We start from the raw sequence: 22744 nt of genomic DNA on the forward strand, positions 1-22744 counted from the left end.
TTGACCGGCGTGCCTGCATGTTCAAACCCATTCCCGTGGCCATTGGCCTGCGCTACCTGCGCGCCAAGCGCCGCAACGGCTTCATCTCCTTCATCTCGATGGCATCGATCCTGGGCATCGCGCTCGGCGTCACGGTGCTGATCACCACCTTGGCCGTGATGAGCGGTTTCCAGAAGGAAATCCGCAGCCGCCTGCTGCAGATGACCGCGCACACCACCATCAGCCGTGACGGCGAGCCGATGCCGGACTGGATGCGCGTAGTCGACGTGGCCAGCAAGGACCCGCGCGTGGCCGGTGCTGCGCCGTACATCGAGATCCAGTCGATGATCAGCGGCCCGCGCGTGCAGGGCGCGATCATCCAGGGCATCGATCCGGCGCTGGAGCCGAAGGTATCGGTGATCGACAAGAAGGTCACCAAGGGCAGCTATGGCAGCCTCACGCCGGGCAGCTTCAACCTGCTTCTGGGCAAGGAACTGGCGATCTGGCTGGGCGTTGATGTCGGCGACCAGGTGCTGGTGACCTTCGCCGAAGTGCAGGGCACGCCTGCCGGTGCGGTGCCACGGATGAAACGCTTCACCGTCAGCGGCATCTTCGAGGCCGGCTACAACGAGGTCGACCGCGGCGTCGGCTTCGCCAACATGCAGGACCTGGAGCGCGTGCTGCGCAGCGACGGTGCCACCGGCGTGCGGCTGAAACTGCACGACATGGACCGATCGCTGGAAGTGGGTGTGGACCTGGCGCAGAACCTCGGTGGTGCGTACCGCGTGAGTGACTGGACCCAGCAGAACGCCAACCTCTACCACTCGCTGCGCATGGAGAAGGTGGTGATGGGCATCCTGCTGTCGCTGATCATCGCCATGGGCGCGTTCAACCTGGTGTCCTCGCAGGTGATGCTGGTCACTGACAAGCAGGCCGACATCGCCATCCTGCGCACGCTCGGCCTGACCCCGGGCGGGGTGATGCAGGTATTCATGGTGCAGGGTTCGCTGATCGGCATCTTCGGCACGCTGGCCGGCCTGATCGGTGGCATCACCCTCACACTCAACCTGGAGCGCATCCTCGGTGCCATCGAGAGCGTGTTCAACGTCAAGCTGATGCCGGAGGATGTGTACTACATCACCGGCCTGCCGACCGACATGCAGACCGGCGACGTGGTGGCGATCACCGTGGTCGCGCTGCTGATGAGCTTCCTGGCCACCCTGTATCCCGCCTGGCGGGCAGCACGCACCCAGCCGGCGGAGGCCCTGCGTTATGAATAAGGTCTTCAACCGCGGCGATGAAGTGATCCGCGCCGAAGCACTGGGCAAGACCTACGCCGAAGGGCGCATGCAGACCCCGGTGTTCGATGGCCTGGACCTGACCGTGACCGCCGGCGAAACGGTCGCGATCATCGGTGCCTCCGGCGCCGGCAAGAGCACGCTGCTGCACCTGCTGGGTGGCCTGGACATTCCGACCGCCGGCGAGGTCTATGTGACCGGCCAGCGCATGTCAGCGCTGTCCGATACCGCGCGCGGCCTGCTGCGCAACCAGGCGCTGGGCTTCGTCTACCAGTTCCACCACCTGCTGCCTGAGTTCACCGCGCTGGAAAACGTGATGATGCCGGTGCTGCTGGCCGGTACTGCAGTGGCCGAGGCGAGCAGCCGCGCCACCACGCTGCTGGAAGCGGTCGGCCTTGGCCATCGCCTGGACCACAAGCCCGGCGAACTGTCCGGCGGCGAACGCCAGCGTGCGGCCGTGGCGCGTGCGCTGGTCAACCATCCGGCCTGCGTGCTCGGCGACGAGCCGACCGGCAACCTCGATGACCGCACCGCGGCGACGGTGTTCGAGCTGATGCTGGAGCTCAACCGGGCGCGGCATACCAGCCTGGTGCTGGTGACCCACGACCGCAGCCTGGCGCGTCGCCTGGACCGGGTGCTGGAGCTGCGCGAGGGGCGCCTGCACGCGCTGGCCCACGCCGACGTCTGAGGCGCCGGGCCCGCTTTGGTGGAAGCCGACCTTGGTCGGCTGCTCTTGCAGGGCAAGCGCCAACCAAGGTTGGCGACTACCGGAATCCGGAGCCTTGGGCCTGCTTGGGGCGACCGCCGACCGGCTGCTGAATGGGGTACTGGCTTTCGCGCCGGCGTTGTCTGCGCAGGCGCATGATGGCGACAGTTCCCCGAGGAGATCGCCATGAAGACCCCGATCCTGATGGCCGGACTCTGCCTGGCGCTGGCCGCCTGCGCGACCACCGGCCGGCTCAGCTCTGCCGAGAAACTTGACCTGTACCGTGCCCATGCCGGCGCGCCGCAGAACGACATGCAGTTCTTCGGCAGCCTCAACGGCTGGACCGAACTGGGTGACAGCGCGTTGGCGGTGTGGACGCGTCCCAGCGAGGCCTATCTGCTGGAATTGAGAGGTCCCTGCCAGGACCTGCCGTATGCCACCGCCATCGGCCTGACCAGCCAGATGAACCGTGTTTCGGCGCGATTCGACAAGGTGCTGGTGCGCGACCCTGCCGGTGGCCCGCGCATGCCGTGCTTCATCGACAGCATCCGCAAGCTGGACGTGAAGGCGCTGCGAGCCTCCGAGCAGGAGCTGCGCCAGGCGCAGGTGCAGGAGCGCGAGGAAAGCACGAAATAGCGTGGTAGTGCCGGCCGCTGGCCGGCATCGCGCAGATGCCAGGTTGCCGGCCAGCGGCCGGCACTACCTGTGTGTCAGGCTTCCGGGGTGAAGCCGGCCGGCTTTTCCGCGTCCTTCTCGAACAGGAACCTGACCAGTTCGCCTTCAAGGAACGCGCGATGCTCCGGCGTGCGCGGCGACAGGCGGTTCTCGTTGATCAGCATGGTCTGGTGCGCCAGCCACGCAGCCCAGGCCTGCTTGCCGATGTTGTTGAAGATGCGCTGGCCCAGTTCGCCGGGGTAGGGCACGAAGTCCAGGCCCTCGGCATCGCGTTGTTCGTACTGGCAGAAGACGGTTCGGGACATGGCATTCACTCGTGGTTGCGGGGTTTCTTGGAATTTCGTTTCGGCGTCTTGATCGTTGCGCCGTCGAGCAGTTTGCGGATCGGTGCCGGCAGGCCCAGCGCGTGCAGTTCGTCGCTGGCGACCCAGCGCAGCGTGGGTTCTTCCACGCGCAGGCCGTGTACCTGCCGCGACAACACCTGCAGATGCAGCTTGTAGTGGCTGAAGGTGTGCTGCAGCACTGGCAGCTCTTCGGCCTCTTCCAGCGAGCCGTCGACGTGCACGTCGAACCAGTCCTGCAGCACGCTGCCGGCATCGGCCTGCGGCAGCGTCCATAGCTGCGCCCAGATGCCGGTGTCCGGCCGCTTCTGCAGCAGCACGCGCTGCTGGGCGTCGCGCAGCAGCAGCGCAACGGCCTCGCGCTCGGGCAGGGTCTTGCTGGGCCTGGGCGTGGGTAGTTCAGCGGTGCGGCCTTCGCGCCGTGCCACGCAGTCATCCTGCAACGGGCAGATCACGCAGGCCGGTTTGGCACGGCTGCACACCGTCGCGCCCAGGTCCATCTGCGCCTGCGTGTAGTCGGCCATGCGCCCGGCCGGCACCTGCGCCACATGCGCCTCGGCGATCGCCCACAGCTGCTTCTCGATGGCCGGCAGCCCGGGGAAGCCATCGATGCCGTGGTAACGGCTGAGCACCCGCTTGACGTTGCCATCGAGGATCGCGAACGGGTCGTTCCAGGCCTGGCTGAGGATCGCACCGGCGGTGCTGCGGCCGATGCCGGGCAGGGCATGCAATGCATCGAAATCACGCGGCAGGTCGCCGTCGTGCAGTTCCACGCAGCGCTTCGCAGCGGCATGCAGGTTGCGTGCGCGGGCGTAGTAGCCGAGCCCGGCCCACTGCGCCATCACCGCGTCGTTGCTGGCGGCGGCGAGGTCGGGCAGGGTCGGGAAGTGCTGCAGGAACCGCTGGAAATACGGGATGACCGTACTCACCTGTGTCTGCTGCAGCATGATTTCCGACAGCCAGACCCGGTAGGGACTGCGTGGGTGCTGCCAGGGCAGGTCGTGGCGGCCGTGGTCGTCGAACCAATGCAGCAGGTGGGCGACGAAGTCGTCAGTCTGCGTGGTTCCGGCGCTGGCGTGCGGCTGGCGGGGCATCGGTGTTCCAGAGAGGCAGCCACCCGTGGGGTGGCTCTACTGGATTGCAGTAGAGCCACGCCATGCGTGGCTGCACGGTGTATCAGGCGCCCAGCGCTTCGGGCAGCAGGGCGTCGACGAAGGCTTCCGGGTCGAACACGCGCAGGTCTTCCGGGCGCTCGCCGATGCCGGCGAAACGGATCGGAATGCCGAACTCGCGGGCCAGCGCGAACACCACGCCGCCCTTGGCGGTGCCGTCCAGCTTGGTCACCACCAGGCCGGTCACGTTCACTGCGGCATTGAACTGGCGCAGCTGCGACAGCGCGTTCTGGCCAGTGGTGCCGTCGATCACCATCAGCACTTCGTGCGGGGCGGTGGGGTCGATCTTGCCGAGCACGCGGCGGATCTTGCCCAGCTCGTTCATCAGGCCGGACTGGGTATGCAGGCGGCCGGCGGTGTCGGCGATCAGCACCGAGGTGCCACGGGCCTTGCCGGCCTGCAGCGCGTCGAATGCCACCGAAGCGGCATCGGCGTTCTGCCCCTGCGCGACCACGGCCACGCCGTTGCGCTCGCCCCAGGCCTGCAGCTGGGCCACGGCGGCGGCGCGGAAAGTGTCACCGGCGGCCAGCATCAGGCTGTGGCCATCGTCCTTGAAGCGCTTGGCCAGCTTGCCGATGGTGGTGGTCTTGCCAACGCCGTTGACGCCGACGGTGAGCACCACGAAGGGCTTGGCGTTGCGGTCGATCACCAGCGGCTTGGCCACCGGCTGCAGGATCGCGATCAGCTCCGCGCGCAGCGCGGCCAGCAGCGCATTGGCGTCGGCGAACTCGCGCGACTTCATGCGCTTGCGCAGGCCCTCGACCAGGTCGGTGGTGGCACCGACACCGACGTCGGCGGTGATCAGTGCGGTTTCCAGCTCGTCCAGCAGGTCGTCGTCAAGCTTGGGGTTGCGCGAGAACAGGCCACCAAAGCTGCGCGCGATGACGCTGTTGCGCAGGCGCTCGCGCCAGCCGGGCTTGCCAGCCGGCGCCGGAACGGCGTCGATCGAGGCGGCGGCAGGCAGGTCGTCGGTGACCGGTGCCGGTGTCGGTGCCGGGGTGGGCTCAGGCAGCGGTACGGGGGCCGGTTCGATGGCCGGAGTCGCGATAGGGGCGACGTCGATCTGAGCCGTCGGCGCAGGAGCTGCCGGAACCGGTGCGGCTGGGGCCGGAATAACCGGGGTGGGCTCGACAGCGACCGGAACGGCGGTTGCTGGGGGCGGCTCGACCGGTACAGGCTCGGCCGGTACTGCTACCGGCGCCGGCTCCTTGTCCTCGACCGGCGCGGCCGACGGGAATGCCGCCGCCAGCTCTTCAGCCGAGTAGTGCTGGGTCTTGGGTGCCTCCGTTACGGGGGCATCCTGGGGCTTCTTGCGGCGGAAAAAACTGAGCATTGGCAAAAGGCGCTGAAATCAGAGGGATATGCTACCACTCGGGCCTGTCGGGCCGATGTGGACTCAAGGTCGCGGCCCGTCGGCCGTTAACCGGTCCGGAGGGCTGCGCAGGGCGGCCCGGAGACCGCCATGGACAACGTGATGGGAATCGCCCTCAGCGGGATGCGTGCGGCCCAGCAGGGCGTGCAGGTGGCCGCGCACAACGTGGCCAACCTGGCGACCCCGGATGCCCAGCACCTGCAGTTGCAGCGCAATACCACCGAGCAGGGTGGGGTGCAGGCTTCGGTGGCGTCCATCGGCGCCGATGCCGGCGCGCCGCTGGGTGATCTGCTGGCCGCGAAAGCCGAGGTCGTGGCCTTCGCCGCCAATGCCACGGTGATCCGTCGCCAGGACCAGATGCTGGGCTCACTGCTGGATCGGGACGCCTGAGCAACACCGTTTTGGCAGGTGCCAACCGCCGCCCCTGGTGGGTGCCAACCTTGGTCGGCACGCTTCGGCCCAGCCTGGTAGGTGCCAACCTTGGTCGGCACGCTCGACCCGCCCTGGTAGGTGCCAACCTTGGTTGGCACGCTCGACCCGCCCTGGTAGGTGCCAACCTTGGTTGGCACGCTTTTGGGGCGCCAACCGAGGTTGGCCTCTACCAGGGCAACAGTGCCAACCAAGGTTGGCACCTACCAGAGCAGGAATGCCAACCAAGGTTGGCATCCACCAGCACCCGGTAGCGCCGGGCCACGCCCGGCGACCACCGCCTCGATCAGACCGACAGCTCCAGCAGCAGCTTGTTCAGGCGCGCCACGTAGGCACCCGGGTCCTTCAGGCTGTCGCCGGCGGCCAGCGCAGCCTGGTCGAACAGCACCCGACCGAGGTCGTCAAAGCGCGCGCCATCGGCTTCGGCATCGAGCTTGGCAATCAGCGGGTGGCCCGGATTGATCTCCAGCACCGGCTTGCTGTCCGGCACCTTCTGCCCGCTGGCCTCCAGGATCTGGCGCATCTGCAGGCCCAGGTCCTGCTCGCCGATGGCCAGCACCGCCGGCGAATCGGTCAGGCGGTGCGAGACGCGTACTTCGGCCACGTCATCGCCCAGCACCGTCTTCAGGCGCTCGACCAGGCCCTGCTTGTCCTTGGCCGCCGCTTCCTGTTCCTGCTTGTCCGCTTCGGTTTCCAGCGCGCCCAGGTCGAGGTCACCACGGGCGATGTCGACGAAGCCCTTGCCGTCGAAATCGGTCAGGTAGCCCATCAGCCACTCGTCGATGCGGTCGGTCAGCAGCAGCACTTCCACGCCCTTCTTGCGGAACACTTCCAGGTGCGGGCTGTTGCGCACCTGGCTGTAGCTCTCGCCGGTCAGGTAATAGATCTTGTCCTGGCCTTCGGTCATGCGGTCGAGGTAATCGGCCAGCGACACGCTCTGCGCATCGCCGTCGCCACGGGTGGAAGCGAAGCGCAGCAGGCCGGCCACCTTCTCGCGGTTGTTGTAGTCCTCGGCCGGGCCTTCCTTCAGCACCTGGCCGAATTCCTTCCAGAACGTGGCGTACTGCTCCGGCTTGTCGGCGGCCAGCTTTTCCAGCATGTCCAGCGAGCGCTTGGTCAGCGCGGCCTTCATCGAATCGATGACCGGACCGGACTGCAGGATCTCGCGCGAGACGTTCAGCGACAGGTCGTTGGAATCGACCACGCCCTTGATGAAGCGCAGGTACAGCGGCAGGAACTGCTCGGCCTGGTCCATCACGAACACGCGCTGCACGTACAGCTTCAGGCCCTTGGGTGCATCGCGGTGATACAGGTCGAACGGTGCGCGGCCGGGCACATACAGCAGCGAGGTGTACTCGAGCTTGCCTTCGACCTTGTTGTGGCTCCACGCCAGCGGATCGCTGTGGTCGTGTGCCACGTGCTTGTAGAACTCGGTGTACTCGGCGTCGCTGATCTCAGTGCGCGGGCGGGTCCACAGCGCGCTGGCGCGGTTGACGGTCTCCCACTCGCCGGCAGCGCCGTCTTCGCCCTCCTTGGGCATCTGGATCGGCAGGCCGATGTGGTCCGAATACTTCTTGAGAATGCTGCGCAGGCGCCAGCCATCGGCGAAGTCGTGCTCGCCTTCCTTCAGGTGCAGCACGATGCGGGTGCCGCGCTCGGCCTTGTCGACCGTGGCGACTTCGAAATCGCCTTCGCCGCGCGAGGTCCAGCGCACGCCTTCGCCTGCAGCCAGGCCAGCGCGGCGCGAGGTCACTTCCACTTCGTCGGCGACGATGAAGGCACTGTAGAAGCCGACGCCGAACTGGCCGATCAGCTGCGAATCCTTCTTCTGGTCGCCGGACAGCTGGCGCAGGAAATCGCCGGTGCCGGACTTTGCAATCGTGCCGAGGTGGGCGATGGCTTCGGCGCGGCTCATGCCGATGCCGTTGTCTTCGATGGTGATGGTGTGGGCGGTGGGGTCGAAGCTGACGCGCACGCGCAGTTCGCTGTCGCCTTCCAGCAGGGCCGGCTGGGTCAGGGCCTCGAAACGCAGCTTGTCGGCGGCGTCGGCGGCGTTGGAGACCAGCTCGCGGAGGAAGATCTCCTTGTTGGAGTACAGCGAGTGGATCATCAGTTGCAGCAGCTGCTTGACTTCGGTCTGGAAGCCAAGGGTTTCGGTCTGGGTGGTCTCGGTCATCGATAAGGCTCCGTGTGCAATGCCGCGCCAGCGCGTGCGGCCTCGCCAAGGGGTATGGCTGATTGTCCCGAAATCAAGGGGTTGGTCGGCCGGGCTGCGCCCGGCACCCGCTCAGTGCAACTGCAACTGCCAAAGCCAGGGCCAGAGCGGCATCCCGTGGGATGGCGGGGCACTGTGGGTTCGCGGGGGCGGCGCAAGTACGTCCATGTAGCCTTGGTCGCCGCATCCATGCGGCTCACACCCCGCGAACCCACAGTGCCCCGCCTCTGACAGGTTCACGCGGCTGTTGGTAGGTGTCGACCTTGGTCGACACATCTGTCAGATATCGATACATCAAATGGAGTCAGATCCGTTTTCCGCAGGAAAACGGATCTGACTCCAAGAGAGTTCCGACAGATCGCAGCAAACTGTCGAAGGCGGGGTGGGTCCGGTTGAGGGGGCGTGAGCCGCATGGATGCGGCGACCGAGCTTACATGGACGTACTTGCAGCGTCCCCCTCGACCGGACCCACCCCGCCATCCCAAGGAATGCCCGCTGTTGCTGTTGCTTCGGCCGTTGCTGTGGCTTCTGCGGGTGCCGGGCGCCGCCCGGCCGAACTACAATCCCGCTCATGCTGAAATTCTCGAATACCTCCCGCCGGGGGAGCCGATGAGCGGCCGTGGCGGCAATGAAGGCCAGGTCCGCATCATCGGCGGGCGCTGGCGCAATACCCGCCTGCCGGTGCCGATCCTGCCGGGGCTCCGCCCCAGCAGCGACCGTGTGCGCGAAACCCTGTTCAACTGGCTGATGCCCAGGCTCGGTGGGGCCCGCGTGCTGGACCTGTTCGCCGGCAGTGGCGCACTGGGCCTGGAGGCGGTCTCGCGCGGTGCCGCACACGCCACCCTGGTCGAACGCGACGCGCAGCTGGGACGCAATCTGACCGCTGCCGTGGCCAGGCTGCAGGCCTCCGACCAGATCAGCGTCGTGCAGGCTGATGCCCTGCGCTGGCTGCAGGGCGCGCCGGCGCAGCAGGCCGATCTGGTCTTCATCGACCCGCCGTTCGCCGACGGCCTGTGGCAGGACGTGCTGGCCCAGCTGCCGCGGCACCTGGCCGCCGATGCCTGGCTGTACCTGGAATCGCCGGCCGGCCACGTGCCGGTGCTGCCACCGGACTGGCTGCTGCACCGCGAGGGTGGCACCCGCGAGGTGCGCTTTGCCCTGTACCGCCGCGCCACTGCTACACTTTGACCTCATCTGAACATCTGCATCCGCCCATGACCGTGGCCAACCGCCGCATTGCCGTCTACCCCGGCACGTTCGACCCCATCACCAACGGCCATATCGACCTGGTGAGCCGGGCCGCGCCGCTGTTCGAAAAGGTCGTGGTCGGCGTGGCGCAGAGCCCGTCCAAGGGCCCGGCGCTGCCGCTGGAGCAGCGCGTGCAGCTGGCGCGTGGCGCGCTGGCCCACCACAGCAACGTCGAGGTCATCGGCTTCGATACCCTGCTGGCGCATTTCGTACGTTCGGTCCAGGGCGGGGTGCTGCTGCGCGGCCTGCGCGCGGTGTCCGACTTCGAGTACGAGTTCCAGATGGCCAGCATGAACCGGCACCTGATCCCCGAGGTCGAGACCCTGTTCCTGACCCCGGCCGAGCAGCACAGCTTCATTTCGTCCTCGCTGGTCCGCGAGATCGCGCGCCTGGGCGGCGACGTGTCCGGCTTCGTGCCGGCCGCGGTGCTCGAAGCCCTGCGCAAGGTCCGCGAAGCGAAGGCGGCACAGTCGTAAGCCCCGCTGTACCCGCACCCCATTACGTACAACACCACGCACCATTCCGGGAGGAAACCCATGAACACCACCATGCGCGCGATGCTGATCGCTTCGTTGGCCCTGGCCTTCACCGCCTGCAAGAAGGAAGAGGCCGCTCCGGTCGACGAGGCCAAGCAGGCCCTGGTCGCTCCGTCCAAGGACGACGATGCAGGCTGGAAGAAGTACCTGCAGGAAGTGGCGATCCAGAACATGGGCAACATCACCAACAGCCCGTTCCTGTACTACCTCTCGCCGGAATCGGACCCGGACTTCCAGGCCAAGTACGAGCGCCAGACCGAGAGCGCGACCCAGGCCGTGGCCCGTGGCGTGCAGCCGGGCAACATGCTGGCCTTCGGTTCGTCGGCCTCGGGCAAGATGGCTGACATGATCCAGGCCGTGTTCAAGGACGTGTCGCCGGATTCGATGAAGGGCGTGCGCGTCGTCTTCATCGGCCAGTCGGCCGACAACGCCCGCGTACAGGCTGCGATCCAGCCGACCGGTGCCGAGTACATTTTCGTCGAAGCCAAGTAATACCGAGCCATGGCGGCCATGCTCCGGCATGGCCCGGGCGGCGTCCTGCAAGGGCGCCGCTGATGACCTGACCGGCCCGCGCGCCCGCGCTGGCCGGTCCTTTGTCCCAGGGCGCGGGCGAGGAGTATCGCCGTGTCGCTGAAAATCAACGAGCTCTGCGTCAACTGCGACGTATGCGAGCCGGCCTGCCCGAACCAGGCCATTGCGATGGGTGAAACCATCTACGTGATCGACCCTGCGCGCTGCACCGAATGCGTGGGTCATTTCGACGAGCCACAGTGCGTGGTCGTCTGCCCGGTCGAGTGCATCGACCCGGACCCGGAGATCGTGGAAACGGAAGACCAGCTGCTGGCCAAGCTGCGCCAGCTGCAGCACGATCACCCCGAACTCTACGCGGAGCCCCCATCCGAATGAAGACGCTGATCGTCCGCCCCCTGTTGCTGCTCGGCCTGCTGCTGAGCCCGATTGCCTGGGCCGACAGCCCGGCCCGTGCCGAGCGCCCCGATGGCGCGGCCATTGCCAGCGGCCATGCGCTGGCCACCCAGGCGGGCATCGACATCCTGGCGCAGGGCGGCAACGCCTTCGATGCCGCGGTGGCGGTATCGTCCACGCTGGCGGTGGTCGAGCCGATCAGTTCCGGCCTGGGCGGTGGTGGCTTCTTCCTGCTGCACGATGCGGCCACCGGCAAGGATGTGATGCTGGATGCGCGCGAGACCGCGCCGGCCGCTGCGACCCCGCAGGCGTTCCTCGACAAGCAGGGCAACCTCGACCGTGACCGCTCGGTCAATGGCGCCTGGTCGGCCGGTATCCCGGGCCTGCCCGCAGCGCTGGTCGAGCTGTCGGCCAAGCACGGCAAGCTGCCATTGGCGACCTCGCTGCAGCCGGCCATCCGCATCGCGCGCGAAGGCTTCCCGGTGTACGACCGCATGGCCAAGGGCTATGCCTCGCGCCGTGAAGTGATGGAGCGCTATCCCGGAACGCGCGAGGTCTACCTGCGCAACGGCAAGCCGATCGCCAGCGGTGACCTGTTCAAGCAGCCGGAGCTGGCACAGACGCTGGAGCGCCTGGCCACAGGTGGCTTCGATGGCTTCTACAAGGGCCAGACCGGAACGCTGTTGTTGGCCGGCGTGAAGCAGGCCGGCGGCAAGTGGACCGCTGAAGAGCTGGCCGGTTACCGCGTGAAGCAGCGCGAGCCGATCGTGTTCAACTACAACGGCTGGAAGATCACCACCGCGCCGCCGCCGTCGTCCGGTGGCATCGCGCTGGCCAGCATGCTGCAGATCCTGGAAGGCTGGGATATCAAGAAGATGGACCCGGCGCACCGCACCCACCTGGTGGTGGAGTCGATGCGTCGCGCCTACCGTGACCGCACCTTCTTCCTCGGCGATCCGGACTTCGTGCAGATCCCGCAGAAGGTGCTGACCAGCAAGGACTATGCACAGGGCCTGCGGGCGACCATCCATCCGGAGAAGGCCACGCCCAGCGACCTGCTGTCAGGCAACCCGACGCCGCTGGAAGACGACGAGACCACGCACTTCTCGATCATCGACCGCGACGGCAACCGCGTCGGCGCCACCCAGACCGTCAACCTGCTGTACGGCTCGGGGCTGATTCCCAAGGGCACCGGCGTGCTGCTGAACAACGAGATGGACGACTTCGCGCTGAAGCCGGGCACGCCCAATGCGTTCGGCGTGATGGGCTATGAAGCCAATGCGCCGAAGCCGGGCAAGCGCATGCTCAGCTCGATGACGCCGACCTTCATGGAGAACGCCGACAAGGTGGTGGTGCTGGGCACCCCGGGTGGCAGCCGCATCATCACCATGGTGCTGCTGGGCATCCTCGGCTACGACGACGGCCTGGATGCGCAGCAGGTTGCCGCACTGCCGCGCTACCACCACCAGTGGCTGCCGGACCTGATCGAAGCCGAGGACGATGCGTTCGACGCGGCGACGGTGAAGCAGCTGCAGGCGATGGGCCACAAGATCGACCTGCCGGGCAATGTCGCCGCGGGTGGCCGCGGTTCCAGCCACGTGTGGGGCAACCTGCAGACCGTGGAATGGGACCGCAGGGCCAACAAGCTGTTCGGTGGCAGTGACCCGCGCAACCCGGTCGGCAGTGCCCAGGTGGTGCCGGCACACTGATCCGGTGGTGCCGGCTGCTGGCCGGCAATCCGGCTGATTATCGAAACCCCGCCTTTGCCGGCGGGGTTTTCTGTTTCCCTTCTAGCGATTATTTAACGAGCCGGCGCCGATAATCGACACATGAAACTCTGGTCTATTCGTGGAAACTCGCAGCGCCTTGATGGCGGCGCGATGTTCGGCAACGCGCCGCGCGCGTTGTGGGAAAAATGGGCGGCACCGGACGAGCTCAATCGCATCGAGCTGGCCTGCCGTGCGCTGCTTGCCAGCCCGCTGGAAGGCAAGACGGTGCTGTTTGAAACCGGTATCGGGGCGTTCTTCGATCCGCGCATGCGCGAACGCTACGGTGTGCAGGAAAGCCAGCACGTGCTGATCGATTCGCTGCGCGAAGCCGGCTTCGAGCACGAGGATATCGACGTGGTGGTACTCAGCCACCTGCACTTCGATCATGCCGGTGGCCTGCTGGCGGCATGGAGCGAAGGGCGTGAGCCCGAGCTGCTGTTCCCCAACGCAACCTATGTGGTCGGTGCGCAGCATTGGCAGCGCGCCGTGCAGCCACACCCGCGCGATCGCGCCAGCTTCATTCCGGAACTGCCGGGCCTGCTGCAGGCCAGTGGCCGGCTGGAAGTGGTGGACGGGGAGTACTCGAAGGCGCTCGGCCGCAGCGTGCGCTTCAGTTACAGCGACGGGCATACACCGGGGCTGATGCTGGCCGAGATCGTCGGTCACGCGCATCCAGGCGAAAGTGCGCATGGTGGCGTGGTGTTCTGTGCCGACCTGATCCCGGGCCGCTCATGGGTACACGTGCCGATCACCATGGGCTACGACCGCAATGCCGAGCTGCTGATCGACGAGAAGCGGCAGTTCCTGGAAGACAAGCTGGCGCGCAACGTGCGGCTGTTCTTCACCCACGATCCGCAGGTGGCATTGGCGCAGCTTGGCAGGGATGACAAGGGGCGTTTCGTGACCCTGCACGAGCAGGGTGAGCTGAAGGCACGCGCCCTGGGGTAATGGCATGGCCGGGCAATGCCCGGCCTTTTACTGATGTCCGTGGATCCACGCCATGCGTGGATGGCGTTTTATCCGGATGCGACCATTACGACACCTTCAGGCAGCTGCTCATGAAGGTCTTGCGCGCATCACCGGCCAGCTTTTTGGCGCCCGCGTCAGCGTTGCACTTGCGCATGCGTTCCTGCTGCGTATTGACCGGCTTGGCGTCGGCGGCGTGGCCGCTGAGGCAGGAACTCTGTGCAGTCTTGTAGGCATCGCCCTTCAGCCCCTTGTTCTTGGCCGAGCATTCGGCCATGCGCTGCTGCTGCGGAGTGGTGGCATTGGCCGCCAGGGGCAGGCCGACCAGCAGGACGGCGGCCAGCAGAAAAGAGGCTTTCATCGGGAGCTCCAAGGGTGGCGGGTGCGCGGAGCATTCGCTTCCCGGCGCCAAGAGCACGTGAAGAATCGCAACGCGGCCGCGATGGCCTGCGCTGTTGGGGTCAGACCCCTTTCGCGGCGAAAGGGCTCTGACCCCGGTTCTTCGGATCAGCCGACGCGGGTACCGAAGATGCGGTCACCGGCATCGCCCAGGCCCGGCAGGATGTAGCCCTTGTCGTTGAGCTGGGCATCGATGGCCGCGGTGTAGATCTCCACGTCCGGGTGCACGGCCTTGACCGCCTCGATGCCTTCCGGCGCGGCGACCAGGAAGATGCCCTTGATGCGGCGGGCGCCGGCACGCTTGAGCATGTCGATGGTGGCGATCAGGGTGCCGCCGGTGGCCAGCATAGGGTCCAGGATCAGCGCGTCGCGCTCTTCCAGGCGCCCGGTCAGGCGCTCGAAGTAGGGCACCGGCTGCAGGGTTTCCTCATCGCGCTGCAGGCCGACCACGCTGACGCGGGCCGCCGGGATCAGCGACAGCACGCCGCTGAGCATGCCCAGGCCGGCGCGCAGGATCGGCACCACGGTGATCTTGGCGCCCGCAATGCGCTGCACGGTGACCGGGCCGGCCCAGCCGGGCAGGGTGTGCGGCTCGGTGTCCAGGTCGGCGGTGGCCTCGTAGGCCAGCAGCGTACCCAGCTCGTTGGCCAGTTCGCGGAAATCCTTGGTGCTGAGCGCAGCGTTGCGCATCAGGCCAATCTTGTGCTGCACCAGCGGGTGGCGCACTTCGACGATCTTCATGGTCGGGAAGGGGAAAAGGAGAGAGGGCGCCATTTTGCCGGATCGGCGGGCCGAACCCAAACCTGGCCCGGAGCGGCGTTACTCGAAATGTGCAGGCGCATGTCACGGCCATGCAACCTTGCGGACATACCGTGCAGACCCATTCTTAACAGGAATGGGGATTCCGAGTGCATATCAAGACTCCGTTGGCCGTTGCCATCACGCTGACCCTGGCGATGGGGGCCGCAGCCCCGCTGCAGGCGGCCGGGCAGCAGGCGGTAGCCGCCACCGGCGCCGTGGCCGCTGATGCGGTCGACCTGGACCGCATCGAAGTGCGCGCCCAGCTCGAATCGCAGATCCGCGCGGTCGACCTCAAGCGCAGCAGCGACGCCATCGAGGATGCGGTGTCCTCCGATGCCCTGGGTCAGTACCCGGACAAGAACGTGGCCGAGTCGCTGCAGCGCCTGCCGGGCATCAGCGTGACCCGCGACCAGGGCGAGGGGCGCTTCGTGGTCATCCGCGGTCTGGACGCCAACCTCAACAGCGTCAGCGTGGATGGCATCGCCATCGGTACGCCGGAGGATTCCAGCCGCGCCGCACCGCTGGACGTGATCCCGTCCGACTCCACCGAGCGCCTGCGCGTGGTCAAGTCGCCGACCCCGGACATGCCCGGTGATGCCATCGGCGGCGCCGTGCTGGTGGAATCGGCCTCGGCCTTCGACCGTGACGGTCGCAGCCTGCGTGGCAAGATCGAAGGCAGCCACCAGCAGTTGTCCGGCGAGACCAGCCCCAAGGCCGCCTTCAACTACAGCGAGGTGTTCAACGACACCTTCGGTGTGGCGCTGGGCGTGAACTACCAGAAGCGCAGGTTCGAGTCGGACAACACCGAAGTGGAGTATGACGGCAAGGACGATGCCGTCCCCGGCGATGTCACCGCGATCAACCTGCAGCACCGCAAGTACGAGATCGAGCGCAAGCGCATCGGTGCCAGCCTCAACCTCGACTGGCGCCCGAATGAAGACAGCAAGTACTACCTGCGCACGCTGTACAGCCAGTTCGACGATGCGGAGACCCGCCAGCGCGTGATCTTCAACTTCGACGACGCGAAGATGGTCAAGACCGGCACCGACCAGTACCGCCTGGATGGCATGCCGAAAGATTCCATCGACAAGCGCATGCGCTACCGCACCAAGAAGGAGAACACCTTCGCGGCCAGTCTCGGTGGCGAGAACAAGCTGACCAACGCCGTGGTCGATTACCGGATCGGCTACACCCGTACCGAAGAGCGCGTGAACGACGAGATGGAGGCGCGCTTCAAGCTCAACGGCAAGGCCTTCAACGGCACCCTGGACCAAAGCAGCCGCCTGCCCAGCTACAGTTTCGACAACCCGCAGTGGCTGGACAACAGCAACTACGCGTTCGACCGCTTCGTGCTCTCGCCCAAGCAGGTGAACGACAAGGAGCACAGCGCGCAGGTCAACGTGCGCTTCGACGGTGACAGCAGCAGCATCAAGTTCGGCCTGCTGGGTCGCTGGCGCGACCGCGACGTGAATGTGGACGAGCGCGAACTGCGTGTCGGCCCGAAGGTGGCGCTGTCGAGCTGGAGCACCTCCTCGCCGGAGCACCGCCACGGCAACCTGGGTGACGGCATGGATTCGGCCGCGATGCGTGCCTTCTGGGCGGCCAATGGCGGACAGTACAGCGCTCGTCCGCAGGACGTCGGTGGCAACGCGATGACATCGCTGGAAGAGGACTACGTGGCCAGCGAAGACATCTTCGCCAGCTATGCGATGGGCACCTGGGACGTGGGCGCGCTGCGCATCATCGGCGGTGTGCGCGTGGAAAACACCCAGTTCAAGGCGGTCGGCAACCAGGTGGACGTGGCCGCCAACGGCCGCAGCTTCACCGTCACCCCGCGGGTGGCCAACAGCAGCTACACCAACGTGCTGCCGGGCCTGCACCTGCGCTACGATGCGGCCGATGACTGGGTACTGCGCGCCTCGGCCAACAAGACCGTATCGCGCCCGTCCTTCGGTGACATCTCGCCGCGCGTGGGCTACAGCCGCGGCGACGAGGAAGTGCGCCTGGGTAATCCGGAACTGGATCCGTACGAGTCGAAGAACATCGACCTGTCGGTGGAGAAGTACATCGGCAGCACCGGTATCGTTTCACTTGGCCTGTTCCACAAGTCGATCGATGGCTACATCGTGCAAATGGTGCGGACCAATGATCCCGCTTATGGCGGCTTCGACGTGACCCAGCCGATCAATGGCCGCAAGGCCACCGTGCGCGGTGCGGAATTCAACTGGCAGCAGCAGCTGGCCTTCCTGCCGGACGGCCTGGATGGCCTGCTGGTCGGTGCCAGTGGCACCTGGCTGGATACCAAGTTCGATGCCGGCATCAAGGACCGTGCAGGCGAGGACTTCACACTGCCGCGCGCCTCCAAGCATGTCTACAGCGCACACATCGGCTATGAAAAGTACGGTGTGAGTACACGCCTGGCGGCGGTATACCGCAGCGAGTACCTGGACAGCATCGGCAAGGGCCGGGCGTTCGACATCTACGTTGCACCGAACACCCAGCTCGATTTCTCGCTGGACTACAAGTTCACCCCGCGGGTGAGCATGTATTTCGAAGCACAGAACCTGCTGGACAAGCCGCTTGAGCTGTACCAGGGCACGCGCTCGCGCACCCTGCAGATGGAAGAATACGGTCGTACCTACGCGCTCGGCCTGAAGGTGGCACTGTGATGGGGCGTGGCATCACCGTCCTGGCGGTCGCGCTCGCGGCGACCCTGGCCGCCGGCTGCACGCCGGCGACCGGCAACGATCCGGCCGCGGCCCCTACGGCAGCGAAAGCCGGGGGCGCGCGCACGGTGACCACCATCGCCGAAGCCTTCCTGTCACCGATGACCCCGGCCGACAACATCGACTCGCCGGCGGCCTGGCGCGCGCCGGACGGCGCGCTGTGGCTGATCGCCACCGCAAAGGCGACGGACAAGCTGGTGGTCTACGATGGCAGCACCGGCCAGCACCTGCGTGACGTTGGCGGCAGCGGCTCCGCACCGGGGCAGTTCGACCGCCCAAACGGCATCGCGGTAATCGACGACCTGCTGTGGATCGTGGAGCGCGACAATCACCGCGTGCAGGTGCTGAGCCTGCCGGACTTCGCGCCGCTGGCGACGTTCGCTGCGGACGACCTGCGCAAGCCGTACGGGCTGTGGGTCGACCGCCGTGCCGATGGCTACAGCGTCTACGTTACCGACTCCTGGGACAACGGCGAGGATGCGCAGGGGCGTGACATCCTGCCGCCGCTGGCCGAGCTGGACAAGCGCGTGCGCCAGTACCACGTGACCCGCGACGGTGCGAAGGTCGAGGCGAAGCTGGTGGCCAGCATCGGTGACACCAGCGAAGCCGGTGCGCTGCGCGTGGTCGAGTCGATCTGGGGCGACCCGGAGAATGATCGCCTGCTGATCGCCGAAGAGGATGAGAGCTACGCCAGCGAGTTCAAGGTCTACACCCTGGCCGGACGCTTCACCGGCACCACATTCGGCCGCGACGTGTTCAAGGCGCAGGCCGAAGGCGTGACCCTGCGCACCTGCGGCAAGGACGGCTGGTGGATCACCACCGAACAGGGCAAGCAGCGCAGCGTGTTCCATCTATTCGACCGGCACACGCTGAAGCCGGTGGGCGCGTTCCAGGGCAATACCGTGGCCAACACCGACGGCATCTGGATGATGCAGCAACCCAGTGCGCGCTTCCCGCACGGTGCACTGTATGCAGTGCATGACGACCAGGGCGTGGTGGCGTTCGACTGGGAGAGCATCGCCAAGCAGTTGGCATTGCCGCTGGAGTGTGGCGCATGAGCCGGCAGTGCGTGATGCGCACGGTGGCGTTGGGCCTGCTGCTGGCACTGCCGTCGCTGTCGTTCGCAGCGGCCGAACCCAACACCCAGGTGCCAGCAGGCAGCCGCCACTACGCAGCGACGCCGGTGCCGGATCGCATCGTCGCCTCGCCGGCGGTCGATCCCAGCCACGGTTTCGCCGTGGCCTGGCGTACTGACGGCAGCGTGCAGGCACCGCTGCTCGAGATCGCTCTCGCCGGGGATTCGCCGGCCATCGAGGGCATCCGCCAGGTGCGCGCAACGACCCGCGCACTGCAGACCGAGAACGGGCTGTCGCACCATCATCGTGCAGACATCGCTGGCCTGCAGCCGGACACCCAGTACGTCTACCGCGTGCAGGGCAACGGCAGTTGGAGCGCCTGGAACCAGCTGCGCACGCTGGCTGCGGCCGACCAGCCGCTGACCCTGCTGTACTTCGGTGATACCCAGAACAAGAACGTCAGCCATGTCAGCCGTGTAGTGCGCGCCGCGCAGAAGGCCGCACCGCAGGCACGCATGAGCCTGTTCGCCGGTGACCTGGTCAGCGGCGGCGACAACATGGATGACAGCGAATGGGGCGAGTGGTTTGCTGCCACCGGCTGGCTGGCGCAGGAAACGCTGGTGGCCCCGGCGATCGGCAACCACGAGTACTTCGAGGAATTCGAGGATACCCCGCAGGAGCGTCGCGTGCTGGGCCGGCACTGGCCGGTGACCTTCGCGCTGCCGGGCAATGGCGCCACCGCCGCGCAGCAGACCAGCTACTGGTTCGATGCGCAGGGCGTGCGCGTGGCGGTGGTCGATGGCACCTCGGCACTCGACCTCGGCACCGCCAAGGCACAGGCGCAATGGCTGGACAAGGTCCTGGCCGGCAACCGGCAGCCGTGGACCATTGTGCTGCTGCACCAGCCGTTCTACTCACCCCGCGAAGGCCGCGAGAACGCTGCGCTGCGTGACGTGCTGCTGCCGGTGGTACGCCGCCACAACGTCGACCTGGTGCTGCAGGGCCACGATCACACCTATGGCCGTCGCGGTGAAGGGCAGGCCGCCACGCCGCAGTACGTGGTGACCGTGGCCGGGCCGAAGCAGTACCGCCTTTCCGACGAGGCACGGAAGACGATGGATCCGGTAGCCGAGGACACCCAGCTGTTCCAGGTGCTGAACATCGATCCGCAGCACCTGCGCTACGAAGCGCGCACCGTGACCGGGCGCCTCTACGACGCCTTCGAACTGCGCCGTGATGCCAAGGGCGCAAAGCAACGCACGGAGTTGACCGAAGGCCGCATAGCACCGCGCGACTGCCCGCGTGCGCAGACCGCCAAGGGTCGCGCCGACCGCTGCTGGGAATGACGAGATGCCAATGACCACGCTCCGACGCATCCTTCCGCTCGCTGCCATCGGCGCCGCCCTGCTGTTGCTGGCCAGTGCGGTGACGGCCGCCGATCCCGTGCTGCATCCGTTCCTGGTCGCCCAGCCGAAGCAGGCCCCGCAGGAGGTGAATCTGGCGGTGGAGATTCCGGCCGGCAGCTTCACCAAGTACGAGATCAAGGAAGACGGCCTGGTCCATGTGGACCGCTTCCAGTCGATGCCGGTGGCCTATCCGGCCAACTACGGCTCGATGCCGCGCACCCTGGCCGGCGACAACGATCCGCTGGACGCGCTGGTGCTGACCCGTGAACCGCTGCATCCGGGCGTGATCGTGCGCTTCCGGCCGATCGGCTATCTGAAGATGATCGATGGCGGCGAGCACGACGAGAAGATCATCGGCGTGCCCACCGACAAGGTTGACCCGACTTACGCCAGCATCCGCGACCTGGCGGATCTGCCGGAGGTCGAGCGCCAGCGCATCGAGGCGTTCTTCCGGGTCTACAAGGACCTGCCGGCCGGTCGCAACCCGGTGCAGCTCAACGGTTGGGGCAACGCCGCCGAGGCGCGGGTACTGATCAGCGAAGCGATGAAGCGCTTCGAAAAGTAGATCCACGCCATGCGTGGATTCAGTCCAGCAACGTCTCGATGAACGACTCGGCCTGCAGGCGGTCGCCCAGTACCCGGGCCACCGCCTGTACGGCTGCCTCCTGGTGTTCAGGACGGATACCGCCATCGTCATCGTCGTTGTAGAGGTCATCGCCTGCCTCGAGGTACATCGTGCCTGCAGCAGCCAGAGCCGCCATCAAGGTCGGCACATCGGTAGTGATCTCGCCGGCATCCAGCAGGCCCGCACCGTGGTGACTGAACAGCACACGGCCGTCATCCAGGTCGAGGATGAACGGATCGGCGCCGCGATCGGCGATCACCAGCCAGTTCGATGGCCAGTTGTCGATCGGCTCGCCGCTGATGCCATGCCAGCGATAACCGGCTTGGTGACTCCACACACGCCGCAGCGGCGGTATCCAGACATCGAGGCCCGGAATGGTGATGCCGGAGTTGCCCACCTTCGCATTGATCTCATGACCCAGCGGTCCCACCTGCGCGTAGAAGCGCGCCAGCAACGGTGGGAGCGGGAACGGTCCCTGCCAGTCACCTTCGTACTGGGCCCGCAGCAGCCCGAAGCGGGCGAATGAGGCGTGCAATTCATCCATGGCGGGGTCCAACGAGGAGCGGCCCAGCAGCCTAGCAGACGGCGTCTGCGTGCAAGGCCTTCACCGCCGCTGGCTATCATGTCCGCCTTCAACAACGAAGGCGGTGTCTGTGTCGGTAGCGTTGGTATGGTTCCGCCGTGATCTGCGGCTGCAGGACAATCCGGCCCTGCAGGCCGCGCTGGATGCCGGTCACGACGTGGTGCCGATCTACATCCATGCGCCCCACGAAGAGGGTGAGTGGGTGCCGGGTGCCGCCTCCGATGCGTGGCGCCACCGTTCACTGGCCGCGTTGGACGCCGACCTGCGCGTGCGCGGTTCGTCGCTGGTGCTGCGCAGTGGTGACAGCCTGCCGGCCCTGCAGTTGCTGATCGAGCAGACCGGCGCCGAGGCGGTGTACTGGAACCGCAAGTACGAACCGGCCACCCAGCCACGCGACGCCACCATCAAGCGCACGCTGCGCGAGCAGGGCATCGACGCACAGAGCTGCAATGGCGGCCTGCTGTTCGAGCCGTGGGACATCGCCACCCAGCAGGGCCAGCCCTACAAGGTATTCACGCCATACTGGCGCAACGTACTCAGCCACTGGCGCCTGCCCGCACTGCAGGCTGCACCGAAGGCACTGGCGACGCACGCGGTCGACAGCCTGGCATTGGATGATCTCCAGTTGGCACCGACGCTGGACTGGGATACCGGCTTCTGGGAGCACTGGCAGCCGGGTGAAGCCGGTGCGCTGGAAGCGCTGTCCGTGTTCGAGGACGGTGCGCTGCGCGGCTACCGCGAGCAGCGTGACCTGCCAGATCGCGTGGGCACCTCGCGGATGTCGCCGCACCTGCATTTCGGCGAGATCGCACCGTGGCGCATTGCCCATGCGCTGGAAGGCCTGCGCAGTGCCGGTACCGACGCCGACATCGACGGCTATCTGCGCCAGCTCGGCTGGCGTGACTTCGCCTACCACCTGTTGCATCACTTCCCGAAGACGCCGACCGACAACCTCAACCCGCGCTTTGACCGTTTCCCGTGGGCCACACCGAGTGCCGCGCAGCTGCACGACTGGCAGCGAGGCAACATCGGCGTGCCGATCGTCGATGCAGGCCTGCGCGAGCTGTGGCACACCGGTTACATGCACAACCGGGTGCGGATGATCGTGGCCAGCTATCTGTGCAAGCACCTGCGCGCGCACTGGCTGCATGGCGCGCGCTGGTTCTGGGACACCCTGGTCGATGCCGACCTGGCCAACAACACGATGGGCTGGCAGTGGGTGGCCGGGACCGGTGCCGATGCCGCGCCTTACTTCCGCGTGTTCAACCCGGTCACCCAGGCCGAGAAGTTCGACCCCCAGGCCCGCTACATCAGCCGCTGGGTGCCCGAACTGGGGGCGCTGCCGGTGAAAGCGCGCTTCGCACCGTGGCAGCATCCGTTGCTGCTGGCGGCACATGCCCCGGGCTATCCGCGCACGCCGCTGGTGGACCTGGCGGTTGGCCGCGATGCCGCATTGGCGGCTTACCGCCAGTCGGGGGCGGGGTAAAGGGCGACCTGA

General features: G+C 66.7%; 22 protein-coding genes. 15 read left to right on the forward strand and 7 right to left on the reverse strand.

The genetic code is table 11. The features are described 5' to 3' along the window. Nucleotides 1-17 precede the first annotated feature (17 nt). The 3 genes from ACZK3J_RS08615 to ACZK3J_RS08625 all read left to right on the forward strand — a co-directional run bounded on the left by ACZK3J_RS08615 (nucleotide 18) and on the right by ACZK3J_RS08625 (nucleotide 2619). Complete coding sequence (locus ACZK3J_RS08615; protein WP_049460629.1) at nucleotides 18-1259, forward strand: lipoprotein-releasing ABC transporter permease subunit; 1242 nt, start codon at nucleotides 18-20, stop codon at nucleotides 1257-1259. After that, nucleotides 1252-1965: a lipoprotein-releasing ABC transporter ATP-binding protein LolD gene (gene lolD, locus ACZK3J_RS08620; protein ID WP_005409083.1), complete on the forward strand. Its 714-nt coding sequence runs from the start codon at nucleotides 1252-1254 to the stop codon at nucleotides 1963-1965. The genes ACZK3J_RS08615 and lolD overlap by 8 nt, the downstream gene beginning before the upstream one ends. A 204-nt stretch (nucleotides 1966-2169) precedes the next feature. Continuing rightward, nucleotides 2170-2619: a DUF6491 family protein gene (locus ACZK3J_RS08625; protein WP_049460626.1), complete on the forward strand. Its 450-nt coding sequence runs from the start codon at nucleotides 2170-2172 to the stop codon at nucleotides 2617-2619. A gap of 74 nt (nucleotides 2620-2693) precedes the next feature. Here ACZK3J_RS08625 and ACZK3J_RS08630 read toward each other — a convergent pair whose 3' ends face one another. The 3 genes from ACZK3J_RS08630 to ftsY all read right to left on the reverse strand — a co-directional run bounded on the left by ACZK3J_RS08630 (nucleotide 2694) and on the right by ftsY (nucleotide 5504). Next, nucleotides 2694-2963: an oxidative damage protection protein gene (locus tag ACZK3J_RS08630; RefSeq protein ID WP_049460624.1), complete on the reverse strand. Its 270-nt coding sequence runs from the start codon at nucleotides 2961-2963 to the stop codon at nucleotides 2694-2696. A gap of 5 nt (nucleotides 2964-2968) precedes the next feature. After that, nucleotides 2969-4093, reverse strand: a complete 1125-nt coding sequence (gene mutY, locus ACZK3J_RS08635) for an A/G-specific adenine glycosylase (protein ID WP_049460622.1) — start codon at nucleotides 4091-4093, stop codon at nucleotides 2969-2971. Nucleotides 4094-4175: 82 nt separating this feature from the next. Then, nucleotides 4176-5504: a signal recognition particle-docking protein FtsY gene (ftsY, locus tag ACZK3J_RS08640; RefSeq protein ID WP_049463708.1), complete on the reverse strand. Its 1329-nt coding sequence runs from the start codon at nucleotides 5502-5504 to the stop codon at nucleotides 4176-4178. A gap of 129 nt (nucleotides 5505-5633) precedes the next feature. On the opposite strand from ftsY, the gene ACZK3J_RS08645 reads away from it, so the two are divergent. Continuing rightward, a complete protein-coding gene (locus ACZK3J_RS08645; RefSeq protein ID WP_049462304.1) occupies nucleotides 5634-5933 on the forward strand; it encodes a hypothetical protein in 300 nt (99 codons plus the stop codon). A 325-nt stretch (nucleotides 5934-6258) separates the two neighbouring features. Here the strand turns inward: ACZK3J_RS08645 and htpG are convergent, their stop codons facing one another. Next, nucleotides 6259-8148 (reverse strand): molecular chaperone HtpG, encoded by a 1890-nt coding sequence (gene htpG / locus ACZK3J_RS08650; RefSeq protein WP_049462305.1) that lies wholly within the window; start codon nucleotides 8146-8148, stop codon nucleotides 6259-6261. Between the two features lie 648 nt (nucleotides 8149-8796). Between htpG and rsmD the strand changes: the two genes are divergently transcribed. The 6 genes from rsmD to ACZK3J_RS08680 all read left to right on the forward strand — a co-directional run bounded on the left by rsmD (nucleotide 8797) and on the right by ACZK3J_RS08680 (nucleotide 13612). Beyond that, nucleotides 8797-9375, forward strand: coding sequence for a 16S rRNA (guanine(966)-N(2))-methyltransferase RsmD (gene rsmD, locus ACZK3J_RS08655; protein WP_049400409.1), 579 nt, complete (start codon nucleotides 8797-8799; stop codon nucleotides 9373-9375). A 26-nt stretch (nucleotides 9376-9401) separates the two neighbouring features. Next, a complete protein-coding gene (coaD, locus tag ACZK3J_RS08660) occupies nucleotides 9402-9911 on the forward strand; it encodes a pantetheine-phosphate adenylyltransferase (protein WP_049463242.1) in 510 nt (169 codons plus the stop codon). 60 nt (nucleotides 9912-9971) lie between these two features. Beyond that, complete coding sequence (locus tag ACZK3J_RS08665; RefSeq protein WP_004153167.1) at nucleotides 9972-10463, forward strand: hypothetical protein; 492 nt, start codon at nucleotides 9972-9974, stop codon at nucleotides 10461-10463. 132 nt (nucleotides 10464-10595) lie between these two features. Next, nucleotides 10596-10877 (forward strand): YfhL family 4Fe-4S dicluster ferredoxin, encoded by a 282-nt coding sequence (locus ACZK3J_RS08670; RefSeq protein WP_004153175.1) that lies wholly within the window; start codon nucleotides 10596-10598, stop codon nucleotides 10875-10877. Continuing rightward, a complete protein-coding gene (ggt, locus tag ACZK3J_RS08675; protein WP_049463241.1) occupies nucleotides 10874-12604 on the forward strand; it encodes a gamma-glutamyltransferase in 1731 nt (576 codons plus the stop codon). The genes ACZK3J_RS08670 and ggt overlap by 4 nt, the downstream gene beginning before the upstream one ends. A 120-nt stretch (nucleotides 12605-12724) precedes the next feature. Next, nucleotides 12725-13612 (forward strand): MBL fold metallo-hydrolase, encoded by an 888-nt coding sequence (locus ACZK3J_RS08680; RefSeq protein WP_049400411.1) that lies wholly within the window; start codon nucleotides 12725-12727, stop codon nucleotides 13610-13612. Between the two features lie 85 nt (nucleotides 13613-13697). Here ACZK3J_RS08680 and ACZK3J_RS08685 read toward each other — a convergent pair whose 3' ends face one another. Next, entirely contained in the window at nucleotides 13698-13991 is a 294-nt protein-coding gene (locus ACZK3J_RS08685) for a PsiF family protein (protein ID WP_049463240.1), read from the reverse strand. A gap of 146 nt (nucleotides 13992-14137) precedes the next feature. Further along, a complete protein-coding gene (gene upp / locus ACZK3J_RS08690) occupies nucleotides 14138-14770 on the reverse strand; it encodes a uracil phosphoribosyltransferase (protein WP_005409099.1) in 633 nt (210 codons plus the stop codon). Between the two features lie 215 nt (nucleotides 14771-14985). On the opposite strand from upp, the gene ACZK3J_RS08695 reads away from it, so the two are divergent. The 4 genes from ACZK3J_RS08695 to ACZK3J_RS08710 are packed head-to-tail and all read left to right on the forward strand — an operon-like array spanning nucleotide 14986 to nucleotide 20603. Further along, nucleotides 14986-17499 carry a TonB-dependent receptor gene (locus tag ACZK3J_RS08695; protein WP_414578464.1) on the forward strand — a complete coding sequence of 838 codons (2514 nt, stop codon included), beginning with the start codon at nucleotides 14986-14988 and terminating at the stop codon, nucleotides 17497-17499. Next, a complete protein-coding gene (locus tag ACZK3J_RS08700; protein ID WP_049462592.1) occupies nucleotides 17499-18614 on the forward strand; it encodes an NHL repeat-containing protein in 1116 nt (371 codons plus the stop codon). The genes ACZK3J_RS08695 and ACZK3J_RS08700 overlap by 1 nt, the downstream gene beginning before the upstream one ends. A gap of 14 nt (nucleotides 18615-18628) precedes the next feature. Beyond that, entirely contained in the window at nucleotides 18629-19978 is a 1350-nt protein-coding gene (locus ACZK3J_RS08705; RefSeq protein WP_238380395.1) for a purple acid phosphatase family protein, read from the forward strand. A 10-nt stretch (nucleotides 19979-19988) separates the two neighbouring features. Beyond that, complete coding sequence (locus ACZK3J_RS08710) at nucleotides 19989-20603, forward strand: inorganic diphosphatase (protein ID WP_049462594.1); 615 nt, start codon at nucleotides 19989-19991, stop codon at nucleotides 20601-20603. Nucleotides 20604-20622: 19 nt separating this feature from the next. Here the strand turns inward: ACZK3J_RS08710 and ACZK3J_RS08715 are convergent, their stop codons facing one another. Continuing rightward, entirely contained in the window at nucleotides 20623-21207 is a 585-nt protein-coding gene (locus ACZK3J_RS08715; RefSeq protein WP_049462595.1) for an SMI1/KNR4 family protein, read from the reverse strand. A gap of 109 nt (nucleotides 21208-21316) precedes the next feature. On the opposite strand from ACZK3J_RS08715, the gene ACZK3J_RS08720 reads away from it, so the two are divergent. Next, on the forward strand, nucleotides 21317-22732 hold the full coding sequence (locus ACZK3J_RS08720; protein WP_478476969.1) for a cryptochrome/photolyase family protein: 1416 nt from the start codon (nucleotides 21317-21319) through the stop codon (nucleotides 22730-22732). Nucleotides 22733-22744: the final 12 nt, after the last annotated feature.

The organism is Stenotrophomonas sp. 86428_Sma (genome assembly GCF_056481585.1).

What these genes read in the sequence shown, in the direction of transcription:
- ACZK3J_RS08615 (WP_049460629.1), top strand. Translation starts at nt 18, where the DNA reads ATGTTCAAACCCATTCCCGTGGCCATTGGCCTGCGCTACCTGCGCGCC.
- lolD (WP_005409083.1), top strand. Translation starts at nt 1,252, where the DNA reads ATGAATAAGGTCTTCAACCGCGGCGATGAAGTGATCCGCGCCGAAGCA.
- ACZK3J_RS08625 (WP_049460626.1), top strand. Translation starts at nt 2,170, where the DNA reads ATGAAGACCCCGATCCTGATGGCCGGACTCTGCCTGGCGCTGGCCGCC.
- ACZK3J_RS08630 (WP_049460624.1), bottom strand. Translation starts at nt 2,963, where the DNA reads ATGTCCCGAACCGTCTTCTGCCAGTACGAACAACGCGATGCCGAGGGC.
- mutY (WP_049460622.1), bottom strand. Translation starts at nt 4,093, where the DNA reads ATGCCCCGCCAGCCGCACGCCAGCGCCGGAACCACGCAGACTGACGAC.
- ftsY (WP_049463708.1), bottom strand. Translation starts at nt 5,504, where the DNA reads ATGCTCAGTTTTTTCCGCCGCAAGAAGCCCCAGGATGCCCCCGTAACG.
- ACZK3J_RS08645 (WP_049462304.1), top strand. Translation starts at nt 5,634, where the DNA reads ATGGACAACGTGATGGGAATCGCCCTCAGCGGGATGCGTGCGGCCCAG.
- htpG (WP_049462305.1), bottom strand. Translation starts at nt 8,148, where the DNA reads ATGACCGAGACCACCCAGACCGAAACCCTTGGCTTCCAGACCGAAGTC.
- rsmD (WP_049400409.1), top strand. Translation starts at nt 8,797, where the DNA reads ATGAGCGGCCGTGGCGGCAATGAAGGCCAGGTCCGCATCATCGGCGGG.
- coaD (WP_049463242.1), top strand. Translation starts at nt 9,402, where the DNA reads ATGACCGTGGCCAACCGCCGCATTGCCGTCTACCCCGGCACGTTCGAC.
- ACZK3J_RS08665 (WP_004153167.1), top strand. Translation starts at nt 9,972, where the DNA reads ATGAACACCACCATGCGCGCGATGCTGATCGCTTCGTTGGCCCTGGCC.
- ggt (WP_049463241.1), top strand. Translation starts at nt 10,874, where the DNA reads ATGAAGACGCTGATCGTCCGCCCCCTGTTGCTGCTCGGCCTGCTGCTG.
- ACZK3J_RS08680 (WP_049400411.1), top strand. Translation starts at nt 12,725, where the DNA reads ATGAAACTCTGGTCTATTCGTGGAAACTCGCAGCGCCTTGATGGCGGC.
- ACZK3J_RS08685 (WP_049463240.1), bottom strand. Translation starts at nt 13,991, where the DNA reads ATGAAAGCCTCTTTTCTGCTGGCCGCCGTCCTGCTGGTCGGCCTGCCC.
- upp (WP_005409099.1), bottom strand. Translation starts at nt 14,770, where the DNA reads ATGAAGATCGTCGAAGTGCGCCACCCGCTGGTGCAGCACAAGATTGGC.
- ACZK3J_RS08695 (WP_414578464.1), top strand. Translation starts at nt 14,986, where the DNA reads ATGGGGGCCGCAGCCCCGCTGCAGGCGGCCGGGCAGCAGGCGGTAGCC.
- ACZK3J_RS08700 (WP_049462592.1), top strand. Translation starts at nt 17,499, where the DNA reads ATGGGGCGTGGCATCACCGTCCTGGCGGTCGCGCTCGCGGCGACCCTG.
- ACZK3J_RS08705 (WP_238380395.1), top strand. Translation starts at nt 18,629, where the DNA reads ATGCGCACGGTGGCGTTGGGCCTGCTGCTGGCACTGCCGTCGCTGTCG.
- ACZK3J_RS08710 (WP_049462594.1), top strand. Translation starts at nt 19,989, where the DNA reads ATGACCACGCTCCGACGCATCCTTCCGCTCGCTGCCATCGGCGCCGCC.
- ACZK3J_RS08715 (WP_049462595.1), bottom strand. Translation starts at nt 21,207, where the DNA reads ATGGATGAATTGCACGCCTCATTCGCCCGCTTCGGGCTGCTGCGGGCC.